Raw genomic sequence first — 19,221 nt, 5'->3', positions numbered from 1 at the left:
GCTTTTACGGGCGATTTTATTGACGGCCATGGGGTGCTTTACTCCAGAGATTGGATAGTGAGAAGAATAATATCTATTGACTGAATCTTACTTTATTTATATATGAAAAGAAAAGCGTAAAAAGGTTATCTGAAAAATTTCAGGTAAGCTTTTTGTAAAAGTTATTGTACGACTAGGAGAAACAGGAGTTAACAGGCTTAAAATACTAACATTATTAATTTAACATAATATAAATTATTTTCTTTTTTCCTATTCTTCTACAAATTCCGCTTATTGTTCCTATATGTCAAATGAGAATTAGTGATACTCTAGAGAGTGTGCTCATAGTACTCCAATTTTTAGTATAAAATCAATAGGTTTTAAGAGAAACTTGGCTATTTAATTTTACCTTACCTCTACTTCCTAATTTATTGTGTAGTGGAGTAGGAGAGATATAAGAATACCAAGTACCATCAAACTCTTGTGAAACAAGAAAGTGTAGGGGATAGCTAATTTATACTGCAAAGGCCGTCTGAAACATTAAGTTCAGACGGCCTATTTGCAAATTTTTTTAGCAAGTTGATAAGTTAAACTGTAAGAAATTTGCGAGTTAATCACATTATGAATATAAGATAATAATCTTACAAGAGATCATCTGGCTGACCTTTAATTTCAAAACCTATGCTCTATTTTAATTAGAAATTCATTCCGTTTATAGCGATTTAGCCAGGACGAGCTTTTGTTGTCAGTGTGTTTTACGGTGAGGATGGGTACGAAGCCGCGGAGGAAAGGGCGATCGAATTTGATGTCCAACTGGTAGGTGCGTTCGAAATCACGGCGGCGGGTTTCCAGCCAGGCATGGTAATCCTGATAGGCTGTTTTGCGCCAGATTGCCTGAAAGGTGGCGTCGATGCCGGATTCGAAACGTTTATTGACGCCCGCGCGCAGGCCGTGCCGGCGGTAGGAATCCACTTTTTCGCGGCTGTTTTTGCGCAGGTAGTCGTAGCCGCCGAATACCAGCCAGTCTTTCGGCAGGGCGTAGATGGCGGTGGTGAACAGAAGCGTCTGCGGGCCGTTGAAATGTTTTAATTCACCGCGGTAGCGGTCGTATTTGTGGTCGAGCTGCACGCCCAGCGAGGCTTGGTCGGAAAAGGTGCGGCTGTATGCCGTGCTGATGCCGGCGCTGCTGTCGCGCAGTTTCCCGCCCGACCATTCGTATTGCACCTGCGGGCCGATACTGAAGGAATGGTCTTTGCTCTGAAAACTGTAAGCGGGGCTGACGTTGATATTGTGTTCGCCGTATTCTTTGTTGCCGGGATAGAGCCGGCCCCATGCGTAGCCGCCCAGTTGCAGGCCGTGGTGGCCGTTGAGCGAAATGCGTCTGCTTAAGTTGGCTTCATATACCCACATCCGGTTTTTCAACGCATCGGGCGCGTAGGCGTCAAGCTGTTCGTTGCGGCAGGACAGCATTCCGGCATCGTCCAGAATCGGCTGCCCGTTCGAATCGAAACCGCAGCTTGTCTGATTGCGGACAACCGTCGTGCCCGACGACTGGTTTAAGTTGGTGTCGTAACCCGCGCCGAACGAAACCGAGCCGCTCCACGCATCGCGTTTCTTCAAAGCGTCGGCAAACACTTTGATTTTCTCATTGACGGCGGGCACTTCGGGAATATCGATGCCGTCGAACAATGCCGCCGATTCTTTGTTTTGTTTGTCTATAAACAGCAGCCGCGCCAAATCCAGGCGGCCGCGCAGAAATTCGGGATTTTTGCGGTAAAGCTCGCGGTATTTCGCCAGCGCGGCCTCCAAATCGTCGCGGTACACCGCCTGATTGGCCTCGGCAAACAGCACTATATCGGGGTCGTAATCATCCTGACGGCGGTAAATGTCTAACAGCCGAGCCGTTTCCTCTTCGTTTTGCGCGTTGACCGCCTTCATCAGCGACAACGCCAAATCTTCGCCGTCCTGCACTTCTCCCGCGCCGAATTCGATCGCCGTATTGTCCGCTTCGTTCCTTTCCTGCTGAGCGCGGCGGAGTTCCGTTCCCTGTTTGAGCTGCATGAAGCGGTCTTCCCTGTCGTCGGCAAACGCGTGGGGCAGCAGGCTGATAAAAAAGGGAAGGAGCAAAAGGCGTTTCATAAAATTCTTTCCTGTGTATCGGGCGGCTTTGTTTTTCAGACGACCTTTTCAAAGAAAAACTGACATTTCATCTTTACCGGGCAGAGCATTTTTTTATTTGAATGACGGGTCGTCTGAAAATGAGCTTCTCAAGCCCATCGAAACAGCACGCCTTCAAACTCACGGGCCGTTCGAAAAATACCGGCTTAAACGCATTGCGAAGCCCGATATTTCCGAACGGCCCTGTACGATGTGCATTGTGTGTCGGATGATTTGTGTTTTATAGGCGGACGGAATGGGAAACGACAAAAACCGTCCGCCTTATCGCATTATGATTCATTATTTGCCGATTTTCGTACCGCCAAAGGCAGTGTTATAGGCATGGTTTCGACCAAAATCAGCCACGCCCGCAATCGCTGCGCCTTGATTGCCAAAGAAATGACCGTGGGTCGTACCGGCCACTTTGTTTGCCGTAGCTGTACCGGAGAAGGAAGCCTGAGCCGTATTAATCGTGGCATTGTTGATGGCGACATTCAAACCTGCGCGTTCCATTTCTCCGTTCAGCGTTCGCTTACCGAAATCAGCTTTCAACGTACCGTTTAAGAGGGCTGTATTTTGCGTATGATATTGGTTGATACCCTTAACCGTATAAGTGGCAGTACCCGTAGTCGGCAGATTGGTGGTTCGACCCGTGCCGCTATAGAAGGCAGTGTAATTCGTACCTTTTGTACCGACAGCCGCACCGGAAGGAACGGCAGACCAGTCGCCGAAGTAAACATCCATATTACCGACTTTGGAATAAGACAGACGGCCCAAATGGGAATGGTCGGGCATTTTGGGAATCAGATGCCATGCACCGTTCATCCGATACAGATTGGCAACAGTAACGCCGTTTTTGTCTTTACCCAAAATACCGTGAGCAAACGTTTTAACAAAATATTTGTTCGCTGTCGCATCGATTTTAGCAAAAGAGACAGGCTTGTTATTGGCAATACCTTTCTCTGGAGTTCCTGAGACAGCCTTGTTATCACTAACAAAAATGGAAGCTTTACCTTTATGCTCACCTTCGTTTTCAAGAGTAACACCAATATGCTTTACCCCTTCGACTTGAATCGATTTGGTCGTCGCACCAGTCGGGTTGGCTTGAAAACCTTTAGGCAGTGCAAACACAGAAGAAGCGGCAAACGCAACACTCAATACCGCAACGGTTTTTACGAGTTTCATAATTCACTCCAAAATAAAGTTTTACAAAATCAACGAACTTTCTCAAGAAGAATCTGAATCAAACTTACAAATCCGCCCTCTTGGAAAAGTAAGGTAAGTATATTCCTATTTTTAGGAAATAGAAACATGAATTATTATCATTTCTGAAAATTTACACTTCACTAATATCAGAGTTTTGATAATTGTATTTAGAAACTATTTTAGAACTTGCCCGTAATCCCTATCCTGATGGTTCTGCCCGGTGCAGGCAGGTAAGAACGGCTCATCGGGTCGAGGTAGTAGCGGTTGGTCAGATTGCTGCCCACAAGCTCGGCAGTCAGGTTCTTGCCGATTTTATAACGCAGGTAGGCATCCCATACCGCAACAGGCTGCCAGCGCATATCGTTATGCTGGGGCTTCATATTGTCATTCTGATATTTATTGCGCACATCGTAGAATGGCTGCCAAGCATCGTTGCGGTTTTCATAGACGCGGCTGTGGTAATGGAGGCGCACGCCTGTTTCCAGTTTGTTGGCAAGGAAACGGCTGCCCAATTCGGCATCAATCGACCAGCGTGGTTGAAGCGCGCTTGCCAGATAGCCCGAATCGGTCAAGCCGCCGTGGTTGCAGACAGGACGATTCATAGTCTTACCGTTTTTCACAAAATAGCTTGAATCAACCATGCCCTCTGTTGCGGATGTCCAAGTGAAATTTTCGTCGCACATTTTGTTTTTCAGGCTGCGGAATACGTTCAGGCTGCCAAAGACGCGTCCGGTATCGAAGCGGGTGGACAGCTCGACACCACTGCGGATTTGTCTGTCGAATTGTTCGAATTCGAGATTGCTGTCCCTATCGATAACGTTTTCGGTCTTGTTATGGAAGTAATTGACGCGGAAATCCGCTTTTTTCATTTTCGGTAACAGCCCCGTCAAATCATGAATATAGCCCACTTCCCAGTTTTTGGCGTGTTCGGGCCGCCAGCCATAGCCCATGCGGTTGAATGAGCCGGCGGCGGTAGAAAAGCCGTAAGTCCCTTCAAAAATGCTGGGGTAGCGCAGGGTTTCGGTATAGCGCAAATAGGCGCGGCTGTAATCAGTAAAATTGATGGTGGCAGAAAATGCAGGTACCCAACCGCTGCCCTTCTGCTTCATTGCCCTCTGTCTTTCGGCTTCGGTCATTGGCGTTGTGTAAACACTTGCACTGGCTGCGTAGTATTTAGGTACAAATTGCGGACTGTCTGGAATAGACGGGTCATATACAGGATTGGCGACTTTGGTGTGCAAATCAGGAATGCTGCCATTGGTAAGGGGATGATCCTGCATATTCAGACGGCCTTTATCGTCTTTCAACCAATAGAAATCCACCTTTTCATTAGGATTGACCCATTTTTCGCGATCATCTGTCAAAGTCGGAATATATTGCGAATTGACTTGAAACGAAGTCAGGCTAATTTGTGCATGTTTTTTTCTTTGTTCTGCGTATTCCTCTGTTTCATATAAAACTCCATAATCAAGACTGCCATTCGCCAAAGCATCGTCAATTGCCTTGTAATCCGCGTATTCTTGCGGCGTGGCAACCCTGCCGATCGAATATTTTATTCCCCTGTTCATTTCTAACGGATCGCCGGTCTTATTCGTGCCGCTTTCCAAACGTCTGCTTTTATCCTGAAGTTGGAAATTGGTATATCGCCCACCTGCCGTCAAAGTCAGCCAGCGGAAGGGTTCGTAGCGAAAATTAAAGCCCAGATTGTATTCACGCCGCTTGCCGTTGCGAGGTACACCGTATTGGTTCAATTCATAATTTGCCCTGATGGTGCTGTTTTCGAGTTCTTCCCGATATTTGTCGTATCCTCCCCGCTCCAGCTCGTCTGAAAAATCATTGCGCGATGTCAGTTTTTCATTTTGAAAATCGCCCATCAAAGTCAACGACAGTTTGTCGCTCAATTTCATACGGTTGGAGAATTGAAAGCCTGTACGGTTGTTACGGGCGTAATAGGCGTTGCCTTCAATAGTGTTGAACCTGCCGTTTGTATTGGGCGTTTCGGGTTTGGGCGGTTTTGGGACTTCAAAACCTGCATTCAGCAATTCTTGACGCTCTTCAGGCGTAGCTTTTTGCCATCTGTCGTACTCATCCCATGCTATTTGAAATTTGTTGTCCTCATAAACGGTATCGCCGGGTGAGCCACCTGCGGTATTGGTTTTGGATTTGGTGCGCGTTGTCCAAAGCGTGGCATCGAAATCTATCCAACGGCTGCCCTCGGGCTTCCACGAATAGTCGATATTGTAGGAACGCTGTTTTACCCATGCCTGCGGCCATTCGGCAATTTTGTTGAGGACGGACGCATCCCAACTGATGGGGCCGATAATGCGCGAAGGCATAATTTCGCCGAACGTGGAATCGGTATGGCGCAGGCCGAATTTGAGCGTTTGGCGGTTCGGCAGACGGAAGGTGGTTTTACCTACCCATGATTTGGTTTCGAGCGAGGTATTGCTGACTTCCCCGCCCGGATGATAAAAAAGTCCGATTTTTGAAATATCGGGTGCGCCCAGCATGTTTTCACTGCCGAAAAATTTCTCACCCTTGGCAGCGGCTTCTTCTTTACGACGTTTCAATTCGTCTAAAGTTTCTTGTGTCCAAGGACCGATATAACCGTAGCGTTCCGCGCCTTTTTTGCCGGAAAAATAATTGCCTTTACTGCGGTAGGCATAGGCAAGCATGGCATCGAAATTGTCCTGCTTGGTGGCGGCGGCAATGCGGTAGGCTTTATCCTCCCCAAATTTATTGCGTCCGTTGAAACGCTGGTCGATTCGGTCGGTATCGTCAAAAAACGAACGCCAAATACCACCCGTCGCTACTGCGGGAACAGGCAAGGTTCGATAATCGACTGAATGTTCATAAGCATTCTCACGCCTTTTGATGGAATTGTTGGAAGCCTCCGCCTTCACTTCAAAGCCGTATTTCTGCCCTTCGGGGACAATATCGTCGGCATCGATGGTTTTCAGGGCGACGGAGCCGCCTATGCCGCTTTTCATATCACGGCTGAACGAGGGGCCTTTTTCGATAGAAACGCTACTGATGATGTTGGGGTCGACGTAGTTGCGGTTGTTTGCGCCCGCGTAGCCGCGCCAGACGGTAATCGCCTGCTCCGTGCCGTCGATGGTAACGGGAATCCGTCCTTGACCTTGCACACCACGTATATTCGGATCCAGCGCGCCGCTGTTGCGCGCGTCGCCGCTGTACACGCCGGACATACCGCTTAAAAGGTCGGATACGGTGTTGCCTTTGAAGGTTTCGACTTCGTTTTTGCTCTTGTAAAGATTGACGATTTCGCGGGTATAAACGCGGTTTTTACCGATTTCATCCTTATTTCGAGTTCCTTTGACAGTTATGGTATCGAGAATAACTGTCGAATTATCTGCAGCATAAACGGCAGGGACGAAACCAATGGCGGCGATGCAGGCGGGGAGGGTGGTGACTTTGATCGGTTGCATAGAATGAATCCATATAACTTGATTGGTAAGGCCGTCTGAATGAGACAGATCGAATAGATGCGATTACACTCTGACTAAAATAATACAAATAAGTTTGATTATTATTTATAATTTTATGAAATTCTAACTTGTTTTTAATAATATGGAAATGTTTTTTGAGATTTGATCAATAGAATAGGGAGGGGAAGCGGTAGAGATTATTGAGCCGCTATTTCGATTATGTGAGTTATTTCTGACACTGCACCGTAAATTCCGCTATGCCCGGGCAGTCTATTTGGGGCAGAACAAAGTAAGTGTGCAAAGCCATCTGAAGGCGATGTGTTTGAACCTCTTAAAGGCAGCTAACAGGCTAATTGCGCCAGTTGTCACCTTAATTATCGAGTAATGAAGTCGAGTAGGGAGCAGGGAGCCTTAGTACGATACCAAGTACCTTCATATTCCTTGAGAAGAAGTACCTTGTACTAGACATACTTAGAAAAAGTGTTCCGCTAGTTGCAAGATGTGATTTTTTTAAATCTGGAGGCAGGAATCTCATTGTGAACGTAGAAGTTCTTCTTTAATAAGAGAAACAGGAGTTGGCAGGCTAAAATACTAGTATTATGAATTTAACATAATATAAATTATGCGAACCTAAGCTAGCATGATGCAATAGTCTTTTCTGCAAATTATGGCCACAACCAAGCCCATGCGCTTCGTCCTTCGCCTTGCAGCAAAACTAAAGTTCGGCAAGCTGAGGCTGTATTCATGCATTCGAGGCCGATTCCGTAGGCTGATAAGGCTGCAGCAACTTTGGGATGCAGAAATTTTTGTTTTTCTCCTGTACCTATAATAATGACTTCTGGACGGTTTTCTGCTGTTTCAATTGCTGATATAAAAATTTGTTCGTTTAATTCTCCGATGGTTGTTTGAGGAATGATGCTCACTTTGCCATCTTGCCAGCAAATGGGTTCTGAATATGTTTGTTCACCGATTTGCAATATGCCTTGTGAGGATGAAAAAAATGATGCGGTTTCATCAATATGGTTTTCTGTGATTTTCATGGCAATTCCTGTTTTTATGGTAGAACGATTTTTCAGACGGCCTTGGGAAACTTGCAAAAAAAGGTGCAAGATCAAGCAATATCAGGTAGGATTCAACGTTTGACCTTGTGCATTGATGCTTTGCTCTGAATTTACGATTGCAAGCGATTATAACAAGCCTTGGTTTTTCGTGATTATTTTAAAGTATCGGCTCAAAAGGAGACACAATGAAGCCAGTAAATATCGGTCTTTTAGGTTTGGGTACAGTCGGTGGCGGTACGGCTACTGTATTGCAGGACAACGCTGCGGAAATCAGCCGCCGCTTGGGACGAGAAGTCCGTATTTCTGCTGTTTGTGATTTGAGCGAAGAAAAAGCCAAACAAATTTGCCCGAATGCTGCTTTTATCAAAGATCCGTTTGAGCTGGTTCAACATCAAGATGTTGATGTTGTTGTGGAATTGTTTGGCGGTACCGGTATTGCCAAAGATGCGGTATTGAAAGCGATTGAAAACGGCAAACACATTGTTACTGCCAATAAAAAACTACTGGCCGAATACGGCAATGAAATTTTCCCTTTGGCGGAAGAAAAAAATGTCATGGTGCAGTTTGAAGCTGCTGTTGCCGGCGGTATACCAATTATCAAGGCTTTGCGTGAAGGCTTGGCTGCGAACCAAATCCGCAGTATCGCCGGTATTATTAATGGTACCAGCAACTTCATTCTGACTGAAATGCGTGAAAAAGGCAGCGCGTTTGCAGACGTATTGAAAGAAGCTCAGGCTTTGGGCTATGCAGAAGCTGACCCCACTTTTGATATCGAAGGTCATGATGCCGGCCATAAAATTACGATTATGAGCGCATTGGCATTTGGTACGCCGATGAACTTTTCTGCCTGCTATTTGGAAGGCATCAGCAAACTCGACAGCCGCGATATCAAATACGCTGAACAACTTGGCTACCGTATCAAATTGTTGGGGATTACCCGTAAAACCGACAAAGGCATCGAGTTGCGCGTACACCCTACTCTGATTCCTGAAAGCCGTCTGCTGGCTAACGTTAACGGCGTGATGAATGCTGTCCGCGTCAATGCCGATATGGTTGGTGAAACCTTGTATTATGGTGCAGGCGCCGGTGCATTGCCAACGGCTTCTGCCGTGGTTGCCGATATCATTGATATTGCCCGCCTGATTGAAGCTGAGACTGACCATCGTGTCCCTCACTTGGCATTCCAACCTTCACAAGTTCAAGTGCAAAATATTCTGCCTATGGATGAAATCACCAGCAGCTACTATCTGCGCGTTCAAGCAACTGACGAACCAGGAACTTTGGGTCAAATTGCCGCACTCTTGGCCAAAGAAAATGTTTCTATCGAAGCTTTGATTCAAAAAGGCGTGATTAATCAAAGCACTGCTGAAATCGTGATTCTGACCCACACCACGGTGGAACACAATGTCAAACGCGCTATCGCAGCGATTGAGGCGTTGAGCTGCGTGGATGCTCCGATCACCATGATCCGCATGGAAAGCCTGCATGACTGAGCAACAAACGGAAAGGCCGTCTGAAGAACAACTGGCGGCCAGAAAGAAAGCCAAGGCAAAAATCCGCACCATCCGCATTTGGGCATGGATTATTTTGTCTTTGCTGGCTCTGACCGCCCTGCTCTCACAATGCGCCATGAACAAGCCGCAGATGAAGCAAAATGTGGTGGAATCTTGTGTGAAAAACATTCCTTTTGCTGAAAAATGGCAAACTGATTTGAAGGCAAAAGGTTTGGATGCGCAAAACGAGAAATTGGCTCAAGACTATTGTGTCTGCATGTGGGATCAGCCTTTAAGCAAACTCTCTGACGAGCAAATCCGAAACTTCGGCAAAATCAGCCCTGAGGAGCAACTCAAACTCTTGGGTGGCGCGGAAGCTTTTGAGGCACGCGATAAGCAATGCGTGGCTGATTTAAAGGCTGAGTAAACCAAAATTATCGGTTTAAGCCAAAGCTATAAGGCCGTCTGGACAACAGACGGCCTTTCTTATATTGAATAAATAGTAATAAGAATTGATTTCATTATATTTTAAGTTTAAGATAGCTTGGTTAATTGCTTTTCTATGGTTGTTGCCATGCGTTACCACTTTCCTATTGCCGTTGATATTTATGATTTTTTGTATACCGGCCGGTTTGACTATCTGGAAATCGGACAATCGGCAGAGTCTATTTTGCAGATGTTTCCTGCGCCTGATTGCGTCCCTAAAGGCTTGTTGGTACAAAAAGGCTGGAATATTTGGCTTTATGGCGATATCGAACTGCATTTCTCCGACAATCGTTTGACACAGATTCGCGCTGATTTTCAGCCTGATGCTGCACTAAGCGGCGGCCGTTGGGTAAAATTGAATCCGTGGTTTTTTGCAAATGGCTGCCTTGATGTTTATGCCGTCATTCAGCGCTTGGTACAACGCAATATTGACTTTATTAAAACGGAAACGCATACCAATTTGATTTTACAGCTGCAAAGCGGGGTCGAATTGATTTTTGAAAAATGTCGGGGCATGCAACTTGCCTCGTTCCGCAAACAAAAAGCTTCCCTGCCTCATTGGGCGCGTGAAACGGCTTCTTAACTAAAACAATGCCGTCTGAAAACATCATTTCAGACGGCATGATCAATTACAAACCATTCAATAATTGTCGGATTTTCGTCATCGCCATAGAAGTCTGTTCATTACAGCCTACAGTCCCTACTCCGCTATCAAAGCAATCAATGCTGCTGACGCTGCAAAAGTGGGCATAGGCCATTTTCAACTCTCTGGCCAAAACAGCTTCGGGCATACCGGTCATACCAAGTACATCTACACCATCATTGCGATAACGGGCAATTTCTGCGCGAGTTGGACGGCGCGGGCCTTGCAGGCAGCCATATACTGCTGTGTCGTAAATCGGCACATTGTGCGCTTTCGTGATATTTAATAACTTTTGTCGCAATTCATTGCAATAAGGGTTGAAAAAATCGGTATGGACGACAGGGCATTCTTGGCCTTCAAAAAAAGTATCTTTACGGCCATAGGTATAGTCAATCAAATCGTCCGGCAACACCAGACTGCCGTTTTCAAAATCAGGGTTGATACCGACGACTGAAGAAATGGCAATAATGTTTTCAACGCCTAAAGAGTGCAATGCCCAGATATTGGCGCGATAGTTGATTTCATGCGGCGCGATGGTATGGCTGAAGCCGTGTCGGGCGAGAAAAACAATGTCCAAGCGCCCCAACCTGCCGAACAAAATAGGACTGCTGGTTAAGCCGTATGGAGTGCGTACGATTTTTCGTTCAGTAATTTCGAGTTCCGGCAGTTTGGTCAAACCGCTGCCGCCGATAATGGCTAACATATAGACTTCCTTTGTTATCAATGGCCGTCTGAAACTTGGATTTCAGACGGCCTTAATATCATCGATTTATTTATGTTTATAGAAATGGCTGCCGAAATAGGCAGATGCACCTTCACGCAATAAAACCAATGTTACGGCGGCAAGCGGCAGACCGGCAAGCATACCGACAAAACCCATCAGTTGTCCGAAAGCCATCAACGAGAAAATCACCCAGAACGGAGACAAACCGATGCGGTCGCCGACGATTTTAGGCGTAATGAAAAAGCTTTCCAAGAATTGTCCGACACCGAATACAGCCCAGACCATCAACAAACCCTGCCATGAGCCATATTGCAAAAGCGCGGCAACTGTCGCCAGCAAAAGGCCGGTAAATGCACCCAAATACGGAATAAATACCAAAATACCGGCAATCATACCGATGGCAAAGCCGGAATCCAAACCGACCAGCATCAAGCCCAAGCCATAGACCAAGCCCATAATCATCATCACCATCAGCTGGCCACGCAGAAACTCGCCCAAAACTTCATCCATATTGCCGCTGATACGCGTGTAAGTTTCGATAAAACGGCGCGGAACCAATTTGCTGATTCCGGAAGACCAGCGTTTCCAATCCAACAAGAAGTAATACAGCAGCAAAGGTAACAACACCAAATTGCTGACGCCGCTGATGACGTTACCACTTTGACGCATCAAGGTAGGAATCCATTCTTTGAGCGTATTGCTCAACTCATCCGTATGCGACTGCAACCATGCAATAATTGATTCTTGATCGATTTGAATATAATCCCCGCTGACGCTATTGAGCCACGGCAGCAATTTGTTTTGAACAAAGCCTACGATTTGTGGCAGGCGTTCGGCCAGATTGTTAAACTGGTTCAACAACATAGGCACGATAATCAGCACCAACGACAGCAATATCAGCAAAGCCAGTGCCATAATAATCATAGAGGCCGGCACGCGACGGATACGCTTCAGTTGCAGCCATTCGACCAAGGGATTCAAAACATAGGCCAAAACGGCAGCTACGATAAACGGCGTCAAAACATCGCCCAAGGCATATAAAAGCCAAATAAAGGCCGCGATAACGCAAGCCATAATAATCCACGGTTTTGCGCCGCGCGTTTTCTTTTGATACATAAAAAGGTATTTCCCAATTGATGTTTAAGGTTTTCAAAATCAATAAGCAGTATAACAGATTCACAAAGGCCGTCTGAACGCGTGACGGCTATTAAGATAAAATAAAAATTGTTGACAATAATGCCAAAAAATTCAGCCTGAATCCTCTAATTTAAGATAAAATACGCTCCGACAATCTACCCATACCCGAATAAGGAAATCCAATGAGCACTTCTTTGAGCTATCGTGACGCAGGCGTGGATATCGACGCAGGCGATCAACTGGTCGAAAACATCAAACCTTTTGCCAAGCGTACTATGCGCCCTGAAGTGTTGGGTGATTTGGGCGGTTTCGGCGCTTTGGTCGAAATCGGCAAAAAATACAAAAATCCGGTATTGGTTTCCGGTACGGACGGCGTCGGCACCAAGCTGAAACTGGCATTCGACTGGGACAAACACGATACCGTCGGCATCGATTTGGTTGCCATGAGCGTCAACGACATTTTGGTTCAAGGCGCAGAACCTTTGTTCTTCTTGGACTATTTTGCTTGCGGCAAGCTGGACGTTGCCCGCGCGACTGATGTGATTAAAGGCATTGCCCAAGGCTGCGAAGAATCCGGTTGCGCTTTGATTGGCGGTGAAACTGCCGAAATGCCGGGCATGTATCCCGAAGGCGAATACGACTTGGCAGGTTTTGCCGTCGGCGTGGTTGAAAAAGAACGCGTTATTAACGGCCGCAGCATTCAGGCCGGAGACGTTGTTTTGGGCTTGGCTTCCAACGGTGCACACTCCAACGGCTACTCTTTGGTACGCAAAATCATCGAGCGCGACAATCCTGATTTGGACGCGGAATTCGACAACGGTAAAACTTTGCGCGAAGCCATTATCGCCCCTACCCGCCTGTATGTGAAACCTATCCTTGCCGCTTTGGAAAAATTCACCATTAAAGGCATGGCCCATATTACCGGCGGCGGCATTACCGAAAACGTACCTCGCGTTTTGCCTGAAAATACCGTTGCACAAATCGATGCCAAAGCGTGGAAATTGCCTAAATTGTTCCAATGGCTGCAAAAAGCAGGCAATGTGGAAACCCAAGAAATGTACCGTACCTTCAACTGCGGTATCGGCATGGTCGTTATCATTGCTAAAGAAGATGCCGATGCAGTACAAGCATTCTTGAGCGAACAAGGCGAAACCGTTTACCGTTTGGGCGCAGTTCGTGAGCGCAACGGCGACGAACATCAAACCCAAGTGGCTTGATTGAGTTGTAATTAAAAAAGTGCGGATGATGAGTCCGCACTTTTTATTGTTTATGGCCTAGGAAAATCTTCGCCCTAGCCTACTTCTTCCAAAAAGCCGGCCAACTGCGCCGTATCGTGTGCAATCATCAGCTCTTCATTGGTTGGCACCACCAAAACAGCCGGCATAGAACCTGTCGGGCTGATGATACCGGAGTTGCCGTAGCGTTTGTCCATGTTGGCTTTGGTGTCGATGTGCAGACCCAAGAAATCAAGATAGGAAACGGTTTTGGCACGGATGTTACGCGAGTTTTCGCCGATACCGCCGGTAAACACGAGTGCGTCAACGCCGCCACAAGCCACAGCCATAGAAGCAATGTATTTGGCAAGGCGGTAAGTCATTACTTCCAGAGCCAAACGTGCGCCTTCATGGCCTTCATCCGCAGCGATTTCCAAAGAACGGCAGTCGTTGGAGAGTTCGGAAATACCGAGCAAACCTGATTTTTTGTTCAGCATTTCATCAACTTGGGCAACATCCAAACCGGCATGTGAAGTCAGATAGCTGTATACGCCCGGGTCGATGTCACCGCAGCGCGTACCCATTACCAAACCTTCGATCGGCGTGAAGCCCATACTGGTGTCAACGGATTTGCCGTTTTTGATGGCGGTAATGGATGCGCCGTTGCCTAAGTGGGCAATAATCATGCGGATGTCTTCCAACGGTTTGCCCAAGATGCGTGCGGCTTCAGGGGCAACGTAACGCATACTGGTACCGTGGAAACCGTAGCGGCGGAAAGCGTATTTTTTACGCAATTCGCGCGGAACGGCATAAGTGTAGGCACGCTCCGGCATGGTTTGGTGGAACGAAGTATCCATCACGCCGACATTGGGCAGACCCGGGAAATGCTCTTGCGCAGCCAAAATGCCGTTGATATTGGCAGGGTTGTGCAGCGGAGCGAGCGGAATGCAGGCATCAAGTTCATCCATGACTGCTTGGTCGATCAAAACAGATTCGCTGTATTTTTCGCCGCCGTGTGCGATGCGATGGCCGATGGCTTTAATTTGATCGTGCAGGCCGTGTTTTTCCAGTTCTTTCAGCAACATGCCTACTGCACCGGCGTGGTCGTTACGGCTGGTCAAAGCAGTTTGGCATTTTTTGCCGTCTTTGCTGAATGTAATGATTGCTTCGGGCGTACCCAAACGTTCGCCGAGACAGCTTAAGAGAACTTTACCGTTTTTACGGTCGATAACGGCACCTTTGAGTGAAGAGCTGCCGCAGTTCAGAACAAGAATGAGTTGGTTGGACATGGTGTTTCTCCTTTGAATTTTGATTGTTTTTTTGGCTTCAGGCCGTCTAAAAAGAGCAAAAACATTTGAAAGCTTTCCAGATTGCCTTTGGTTTGGTGTTTAGTCAGGCTTCATGCCCAATCCTAATTTCCATTGCAGGTATCGCTACCTGATTAAAATCTGCTTATTTGGTTTTCAGACGGCCTTGTTTAATACTGCGGCCGTCTGAAAACTTAAAAGCAATCTTCCGGCACTCGGACTTGTCCTTCCATAATCACGCGTGCGCTACGGCTCATAACTGCTTTGGTAGCCGTCCATTGCCCATCCTGACATTCAGCGGCGGCACCTACACGCAGTGTGCCTGACGGATGACCGAAGCGGACTTCTTTACGCGCTCCGCCTCCGGCTGCAAGGTTGACCAGCGTTCCGGGCACGGCGGCTGCGGTAGCGATGGCAACTGAAGCGGTCCCCATCATGGCGTGGTGCAATTTTCCCATGCTCAGCGCGCGTACCAATAAGTCGATGTCGGCAGCTTGGACGGTTTTGCCGCTTGAAGCAGTGTAATCGGCCGCGGGAGCAACAAAAGCGACTTTCGGAGTATGGGCGCGGGTGGCGGCTTCGGATACGTCGCTGATCAAGCCCATTTTCAGCGCGCCATACGCGCGGATGGTTTCAAATTTTTCCAGAGCCGCGGCATCGTTGTTGATGTCGTCTTGCAACTCTTTGCCTGTGTAGCCCAAATCTGCGGCATTCAGGAAAATGGTTGGAATACCGGCATTGATAAGCGTGGCTTTCAGACGGCCTATATTCGGCACATCAATTTCATCGACCAAATTGCCGGTTGGGAACATACTGCCTTCGCCATCGGCCGGATCTAAAAATTCGATTTGTACTTCAGCGGCTGGGAATGTTACGCCGTCAAGCTCAAAATCGCCCGTTTCCAAAACTACGCCGTTTTGCATCGGCACATGGGCAATAATGGTTTTGCCGATGTTTTTCTGCCAGATTTTGACGGTACACAGGCCGTCTGAAGGGATTTTGGATTTATCGACCAAGCCTTGCTCGATGGCAAATGCGCCCACGGCGGCGGTCAGATTACCGCAGTTGCCGCTCCAATCGACAAAAGGTTTGTCGATGGAAACTTGTCCGAACAAATAATCGACATCGTGATCGGCGCGTTCGGATTTGTCCAAAATCACAGCTTTGCTGGTGGACGAACTGGCATTGCCCAAACCGTCAATCTGTTTGCCGTAAGGGTCGGGACTGCCGAGTACGCGCAAGAGGATTTTGTCGCGTGCCTCGCCTGCTTCCTGCGCAGCAGCCGGCAGATCGGTACGTTTGAAGAAAATGCCTTTGGATGTACCGCCGCGGTAGTAAACGGCTGGAATTTTAATTTGCGGCATTTCGAGTTCTCCTTTGTATTTTTTAGTATGGTTTTTTCAGACGGCCCCTCAAACATTCGAGGCCGTCTGAAAACCTTTTTTAGCGTAGCCCGGGCATTTTGACGATACCCGATTTACCTTACGCTGCATTTCCTTCTAAAAAGTCTTGTGCGAAACGTTGCAACACGCCACCGGCTTCATATACCAACACTTCTTCTGCGGTATCGAGGCGGCAAGTAACCGGAACTTCAACGGTTTCGCCGTTTTTACGGTGAATCACGAGGGTCAGGTCGCAGCGCGGTGTGCGTTCGCCGACAACATCGTAGGTTTCCGTACCGTCCAGTTGCAGGGTGTGGCGGTTGGTACCCGGTTTGAATTGCAGCGGCAACACGCCCATACCGATCAAGTTGGTGCGGTGGATACGCTCGAAACCTTCGGCAACAATCGCTTCCACACCGGCGAGGCGTACGCCTTTTGCAGCCCAGTCGCGGCTTGAGCCTTGACCGTAGTCCGCACCGGCAATGATGATGAGCGGCTGTTTGCGGTTCATATAGGTTTCGATGGCTTCCCACATGCGCATGGTTTGGCCTTCTGGTTCAACACGTGCCAGCGAACCTTGGCGTACGCTGCCATCTTCGTTTCTCACCATTTCGTTAAACAGTTTTGGATTGGCGAAGGTTGCGCGTTGGGCGGTCAAGTGGTCGCCGCGGTGGGTTGCGTAAGAGTTGAAGTCTTCTTCAGGCAAACCCATTTTCGCCAAATATTCGCCTGCGGCACTGCTGGCCAAAATCGCATTGGACGGCGAGAGGTGGTCGGTGGTGATGTTGTCGGGCAAAATCGCCAGCGGACGCATACCGCTCAATGTGCGTTCCCCTGCCAGTGCGCCCTCCCAGTAAGGTGGGCGGCGGATGTAGGTAGACATTGGACGCCAGTCGTACAGCGGGCTTGGTGCTTTTTGTGCTGTGCCGGTATCGAACATCGGGATATAAACATCGCGGAATTGTTGCGGTTTCACATATTCGGCAACGATGGCATCGATTTCTTCGTCGGTAGGCCAAATATCTTTCAAGCGGATTTCTTTGCCGTCTGCAACGCCGAGTACGTCGTTTTCAATATCAAAACGGATGCTGCCTGCCAGCGCGTAGGCAACGACCAACGGAGGCGAAGCGAGGAAAGCCTGTTTCGCATACGGATGGATACGGCCGTCGAAGTTGCGGTTGCCTGACAATACGGCGGTGGCGTACAAATCGCGGTCGATGATTTCTTTCTGGATTTTCGGATCCAGCGCGCCGCTCATGCCGTTACAGGTGGTACATGCGAAGGCAACGATACCGAAGCCGAGTTTTTCCATTTCAGGCAGCAAGCCTGCTTCTTTCAAATAGATTTCGGCTACTTTTGAACCCGGGGCAAACGAAGATTTCACCCAAGGTTTGCGTTTCAAGCCAAGACGGTTGGCATTGCGTGCCAACAGCGCGGCGGCGACAACGTTGCGCGGATTGGAAGTATTGGTACATGAAGTAATTGCGGCAATAACCACTGCACCGTCAGGCATTTGGCCGTCTGAAGGCTCTTCGTAAGGTTTAGCCAAGCCTTTGCTGGCCAAATCGGCGGTCGCAAAACGGGCATGCGGGTTACTTGGGCCTGCCATGTTGCGCGTTACGCTGCTCAAATCAAATTTCAATACGCGAGGATAAACGGCGGTTTTCAAGGCATCTGCCCACAAGCCGGCGGTTTTGGCGTAGATTTCCACCAATTTCACTTGCGCGTCGTCGCGACCAGTCAGTTTCAAATAATCAATGGTTTGCTCATCAATAGCGAACATCGCGGCAGTCGCACCGAACTCAGGGGTCATGTTGGAAATGGTGGCACGGTCGCCGATAGACAGGCTTCTTGCGCCCTCGCCGAAGAATTCGACAAATGCGCCAACCACGCGCTCTTTACGTAAGAATTCAGTCAGTGCCAACACGATATCGGTGGCAGTAATGCCCGGCTGGCGTTTGCCGGTCAGCTCAACGCCGACGATATCAGGCAGACGCATCATGGAGGCACGACCCAACATTACGGTTTCGGCTTCCAAACCGCCCACGCCTACGGAAATCACGCCCAATGAATCGACGTGCGGCGTATGTGAGTCAGTACCGACGCAGGTATCAGGGAATGCCACACCGTTTTTGACTTGGACAACCGGCGACATTTTTTCCAAGTTGATTTGGTGCATAATGCCGTTGCCCGCCGGAATCACGTCCACATTTTCAAAGGCGGTTTTTGTCCAGTTGATGAAGTGGAAACGGTCTTCGTTACGTCTGTCTTCGATTTCGCGGTTTTTGCGGAAAGCATCGGGATCGTAACCGCCGCATTCAACGGCCAAAGAGTGGTCGACGATGAGCTGGGTTTGCACCACAGGATTCACTTTGGAAGGATCGCCGCCTTTTTCGGCAATCGCATCGCGCAGGCCTGCCAAATCCACCAACGCTGTCTGACCCAGAATATCGTGACACACCACGCGTGCCGGATACCAAGGAAAGTCGATTTCCTGTTTTCCCTCAATCAGCTGACCCAGCCAGCTTTGCAGCGTAGGCAGGTCGACTTTGTCTGCGCGGTTGACCAAGTTCTCAGCCAAGATACGGCTTGTATAAGGCAGCTTGTCGTAAGAGCCTGGTTTGATGTCTTCACACGCCTGACGCGCGTCGTAATATTCCAAATCCGTACCGGGCAAAGCTTTGCGGTAACGTTGGTTGGCAGTCATGTCGGTTCTCCTAAATCTATTCTTTTTTTTGGTTTTGGGGTTTCAGACGGCCTGTTGATTCGGACCTTAAGGCCGTCTGAAACCATAAACTCTGTTTTATTGCTTGTTGTCTGAAATCTATTCGCGGTATGAAAAAAAATTGCTGCTCCGCTACCATCATTCCCGTATAGACGGAAATCCAAACTTAAATCTTTCAGCACTCTTTACAGTAGAACATTTCAACTTTTGAATTTCTGCCTGTATGGGAATGACGACAGCAGAGCAGCATGTTTTTCA

Annotated in this window: 13 protein-coding genes; 4 read left to right on the top strand and 9 right to left on the bottom strand. The window is 48.1% G+C overall.

What is annotated here, in order from left to right; translation table 11 throughout:
• Window positions 1-651: 651 nt before the first annotated feature.
• The 4 genes from HMPREF2696_RS11030 to HMPREF2696_RS11015 all read right to left on the bottom strand — a co-directional run bounded on the left by HMPREF2696_RS11030 (window position 652) and on the right by HMPREF2696_RS11015 (window position 7,831).
• Window positions 652-2,118: a surface lipoprotein assembly modifier gene (locus HMPREF2696_RS11030; RefSeq protein WP_070588514.1), complete on the bottom strand. Its 1,467-nt coding sequence runs from the start codon at window positions 2,116-2,118 to the stop codon at window positions 652-654.
• A gap of 318 nt (window positions 2,119-2,436) precedes the next feature.
• Window positions 2,437-3,321, bottom strand: coding sequence for a Slam-dependent surface lipoprotein (locus HMPREF2696_RS11025; RefSeq protein ID WP_070588512.1), 885 nt, complete (start codon window positions 3,319-3,321; stop codon window positions 2,437-2,439).
• 200 nt (window positions 3,322-3,521) lie between these two features.
• Entirely contained in the window at window positions 3,522-6,791 is a 3,270-nt protein-coding gene (locus tag HMPREF2696_RS11020) for a TonB-dependent receptor domain-containing protein (protein ID WP_070588511.1), read from the bottom strand.
• Window positions 6,792-7,456: 665 nt separating this feature from the next.
• On the bottom strand, window positions 7,457-7,831 hold the full coding sequence (locus tag HMPREF2696_RS11015) for an Mth938-like domain-containing protein (protein ID WP_004520381.1): 375 nt from the start codon (window positions 7,829-7,831) through the stop codon (window positions 7,457-7,459).
• A 206-nt stretch (window positions 7,832-8,037) separates the two neighbouring features.
• Here HMPREF2696_RS11015 and HMPREF2696_RS11010 point away from each other — a divergent pair, with 206 nt between their 5' ends.
• The 3 genes from HMPREF2696_RS11010 to HMPREF2696_RS11000 all read left to right on the top strand — a co-directional run bounded on the left by HMPREF2696_RS11010 (window position 8,038) and on the right by HMPREF2696_RS11000 (window position 10,414).
• The gene (locus tag HMPREF2696_RS11010; protein WP_004520380.1) at window positions 8,038-9,345 is read left to right on the top strand and encodes a homoserine dehydrogenase; all 1,308 of its coding nucleotides are present in this window, start codon (window positions 8,038-8,040) and stop codon (window positions 9,343-9,345) included.
• Entirely contained in the window at window positions 9,338-9,772 is a 435-nt protein-coding gene (locus HMPREF2696_RS11005) for a hypothetical protein (RefSeq protein ID WP_004520379.1), read from the top strand. The genes HMPREF2696_RS11010 and HMPREF2696_RS11005 overlap by 8 nt, the downstream gene beginning before the upstream one ends.
• A gap of 147 nt (window positions 9,773-9,919) precedes the next feature.
• Entirely contained in the window at window positions 9,920-10,414 is a 495-nt protein-coding gene (locus HMPREF2696_RS11000; RefSeq protein WP_049328665.1) for a hypothetical protein, read from the top strand.
• A gap of 46 nt (window positions 10,415-10,460) precedes the next feature.
• Here HMPREF2696_RS11000 and HMPREF2696_RS10995 read toward each other — a convergent pair whose 3' ends face one another.
• Both HMPREF2696_RS10995 and HMPREF2696_RS10990 read right to left on the bottom strand, forming a co-directional pair.
• On the bottom strand, window positions 10,461-11,177 hold the full coding sequence (locus HMPREF2696_RS10995; RefSeq protein ID WP_049343856.1) for an S-methyl-5'-thioinosine phosphorylase: 717 nt from the start codon (window positions 11,175-11,177) through the stop codon (window positions 10,461-10,463).
• Between the two features lie 66 nt (window positions 11,178-11,243).
• Window positions 11,244-12,314 carry an AI-2E family transporter gene (locus tag HMPREF2696_RS10990; RefSeq protein WP_070588509.1) on the bottom strand — a complete coding sequence of 357 codons (1,071 nt, stop codon included), beginning with the start codon at window positions 12,312-12,314 and terminating at the stop codon, window positions 11,244-11,246.
• A gap of 203 nt (window positions 12,315-12,517) precedes the next feature.
• On the opposite strand from HMPREF2696_RS10990, the gene purM reads away from it, so the two are divergent.
• Window positions 12,518-13,552, top strand: coding sequence for a phosphoribosylformylglycinamidine cyclo-ligase (gene purM / locus HMPREF2696_RS10985; RefSeq protein ID WP_070588507.1), 1,035 nt, complete (start codon window positions 12,518-12,520; stop codon window positions 13,550-13,552).
• Window positions 13,553-13,626: 74 nt separating this feature from the next.
• Here the strand turns inward: purM and HMPREF2696_RS10980 are convergent, their stop codons facing one another.
• The 3 genes from HMPREF2696_RS10980 to acnD form a co-directional block, all read right to left on the bottom strand.
• Window positions 13,627-14,838 carry an acetate kinase gene (locus HMPREF2696_RS10980; RefSeq protein ID WP_070588506.1) on the bottom strand — a complete coding sequence of 404 codons (1,212 nt, stop codon included), beginning with the start codon at window positions 14,836-14,838 and terminating at the stop codon, window positions 13,627-13,629.
• A 212-nt stretch (window positions 14,839-15,050) separates the two neighbouring features.
• The gene (prpF, locus tag HMPREF2696_RS10975; RefSeq protein ID WP_070588504.1) at window positions 15,051-16,220 is read right to left on the bottom strand and encodes a 2-methylaconitate cis-trans isomerase PrpF; all 1,170 of its coding nucleotides are present in this window, start codon (window positions 16,218-16,220) and stop codon (window positions 15,051-15,053) included.
• Window positions 16,221-16,338: 118 nt separating this feature from the next.
• Complete coding sequence (gene acnD / locus HMPREF2696_RS10970; RefSeq protein ID WP_070588502.1) at window positions 16,339-18,945, bottom strand: Fe/S-dependent 2-methylisocitrate dehydratase AcnD; 2,607 nt, start codon at window positions 18,943-18,945, stop codon at window positions 16,339-16,341.
• Between the last annotated feature and the right edge of the window lie 276 nt (window positions 18,946-19,221).

Source organism: Neisseria sp. HMSC058F07 (assembly GCF_001810035.1).
GTDB lineage: Bacteria > Pseudomonadota > Gammaproteobacteria > Burkholderiales > Neisseriaceae > Neisseria > Neisseria perflava.
The sequence above is the reverse complement of the archived record's forward strand: the minus strand, read 5'-3'. Positions and strand labels throughout refer to the sequence as shown.

Bases quoted from the DNA above. Each gene is read 5' to 3' on its own strand.
- HMPREF2696_RS11015 (WP_004520381.1), bottom strand. From the start codon at position 7,831: ATGAAAATCACAGAAAACCATATTGATGAAACCGCATCATTTTTTTCA.
- purM (WP_070588507.1), top strand. From the start codon at position 12,518: ATGAGCACTTCTTTGAGCTATCGTGACGCAGGCGTGGATATCGACGCA.
- prpF (WP_070588504.1), bottom strand. From the start codon at position 16,220: ATGCCGCAAATTAAAATTCCAGCCGTTTACTACCGCGGCGGTACATCC.
- HMPREF2696_RS11000 (WP_049328665.1), top strand. From the start codon at position 9,920: ATGCGTTACCACTTTCCTATTGCCGTTGATATTTATGATTTTTTGTAT.
- HMPREF2696_RS10990 (WP_070588509.1), bottom strand. From the start codon at position 12,314: ATGTATCAAAAGAAAACGCGCGGCGCAAAACCGTGGATTATTATGGCT.
- HMPREF2696_RS10980 (WP_070588506.1), bottom strand. From the start codon at position 14,838: ATGTCCAACCAACTCATTCTTGTTCTGAACTGCGGCAGCTCTTCACTC.
- HMPREF2696_RS11030 (WP_070588514.1), bottom strand. From the start codon at position 2,118: ATGAAACGCCTTTTGCTCCTTCCCTTTTTTATCAGCCTGCTGCCCCAC.
- HMPREF2696_RS11005 (WP_004520379.1), top strand. From the start codon at position 9,338: ATGACTGAGCAACAAACGGAAAGGCCGTCTGAAGAACAACTGGCGGCC.
- HMPREF2696_RS11025 (WP_070588512.1), bottom strand. From the start codon at position 3,321: ATGAAACTCGTAAAAACCGTTGCGGTATTGAGTGTTGCGTTTGCCGCT.
- HMPREF2696_RS10995 (WP_049343856.1), bottom strand. From the start codon at position 11,177: ATGTTAGCCATTATCGGCGGCAGCGGTTTGACCAAACTGCCGGAACTC.
- HMPREF2696_RS11010 (WP_004520380.1), top strand. From the start codon at position 8,038: ATGAAGCCAGTAAATATCGGTCTTTTAGGTTTGGGTACAGTCGGTGGC.
- acnD (WP_070588502.1), bottom strand. From the start codon at position 18,945: ATGACTGCCAACCAACGTTACCGCAAAGCTTTGCCCGGTACGGATTTG.
- HMPREF2696_RS11020 (WP_070588511.1), bottom strand. From the start codon at position 6,791: ATGCAACCGATCAAAGTCACCACCCTCCCCGCCTGCATCGCCGCCATT.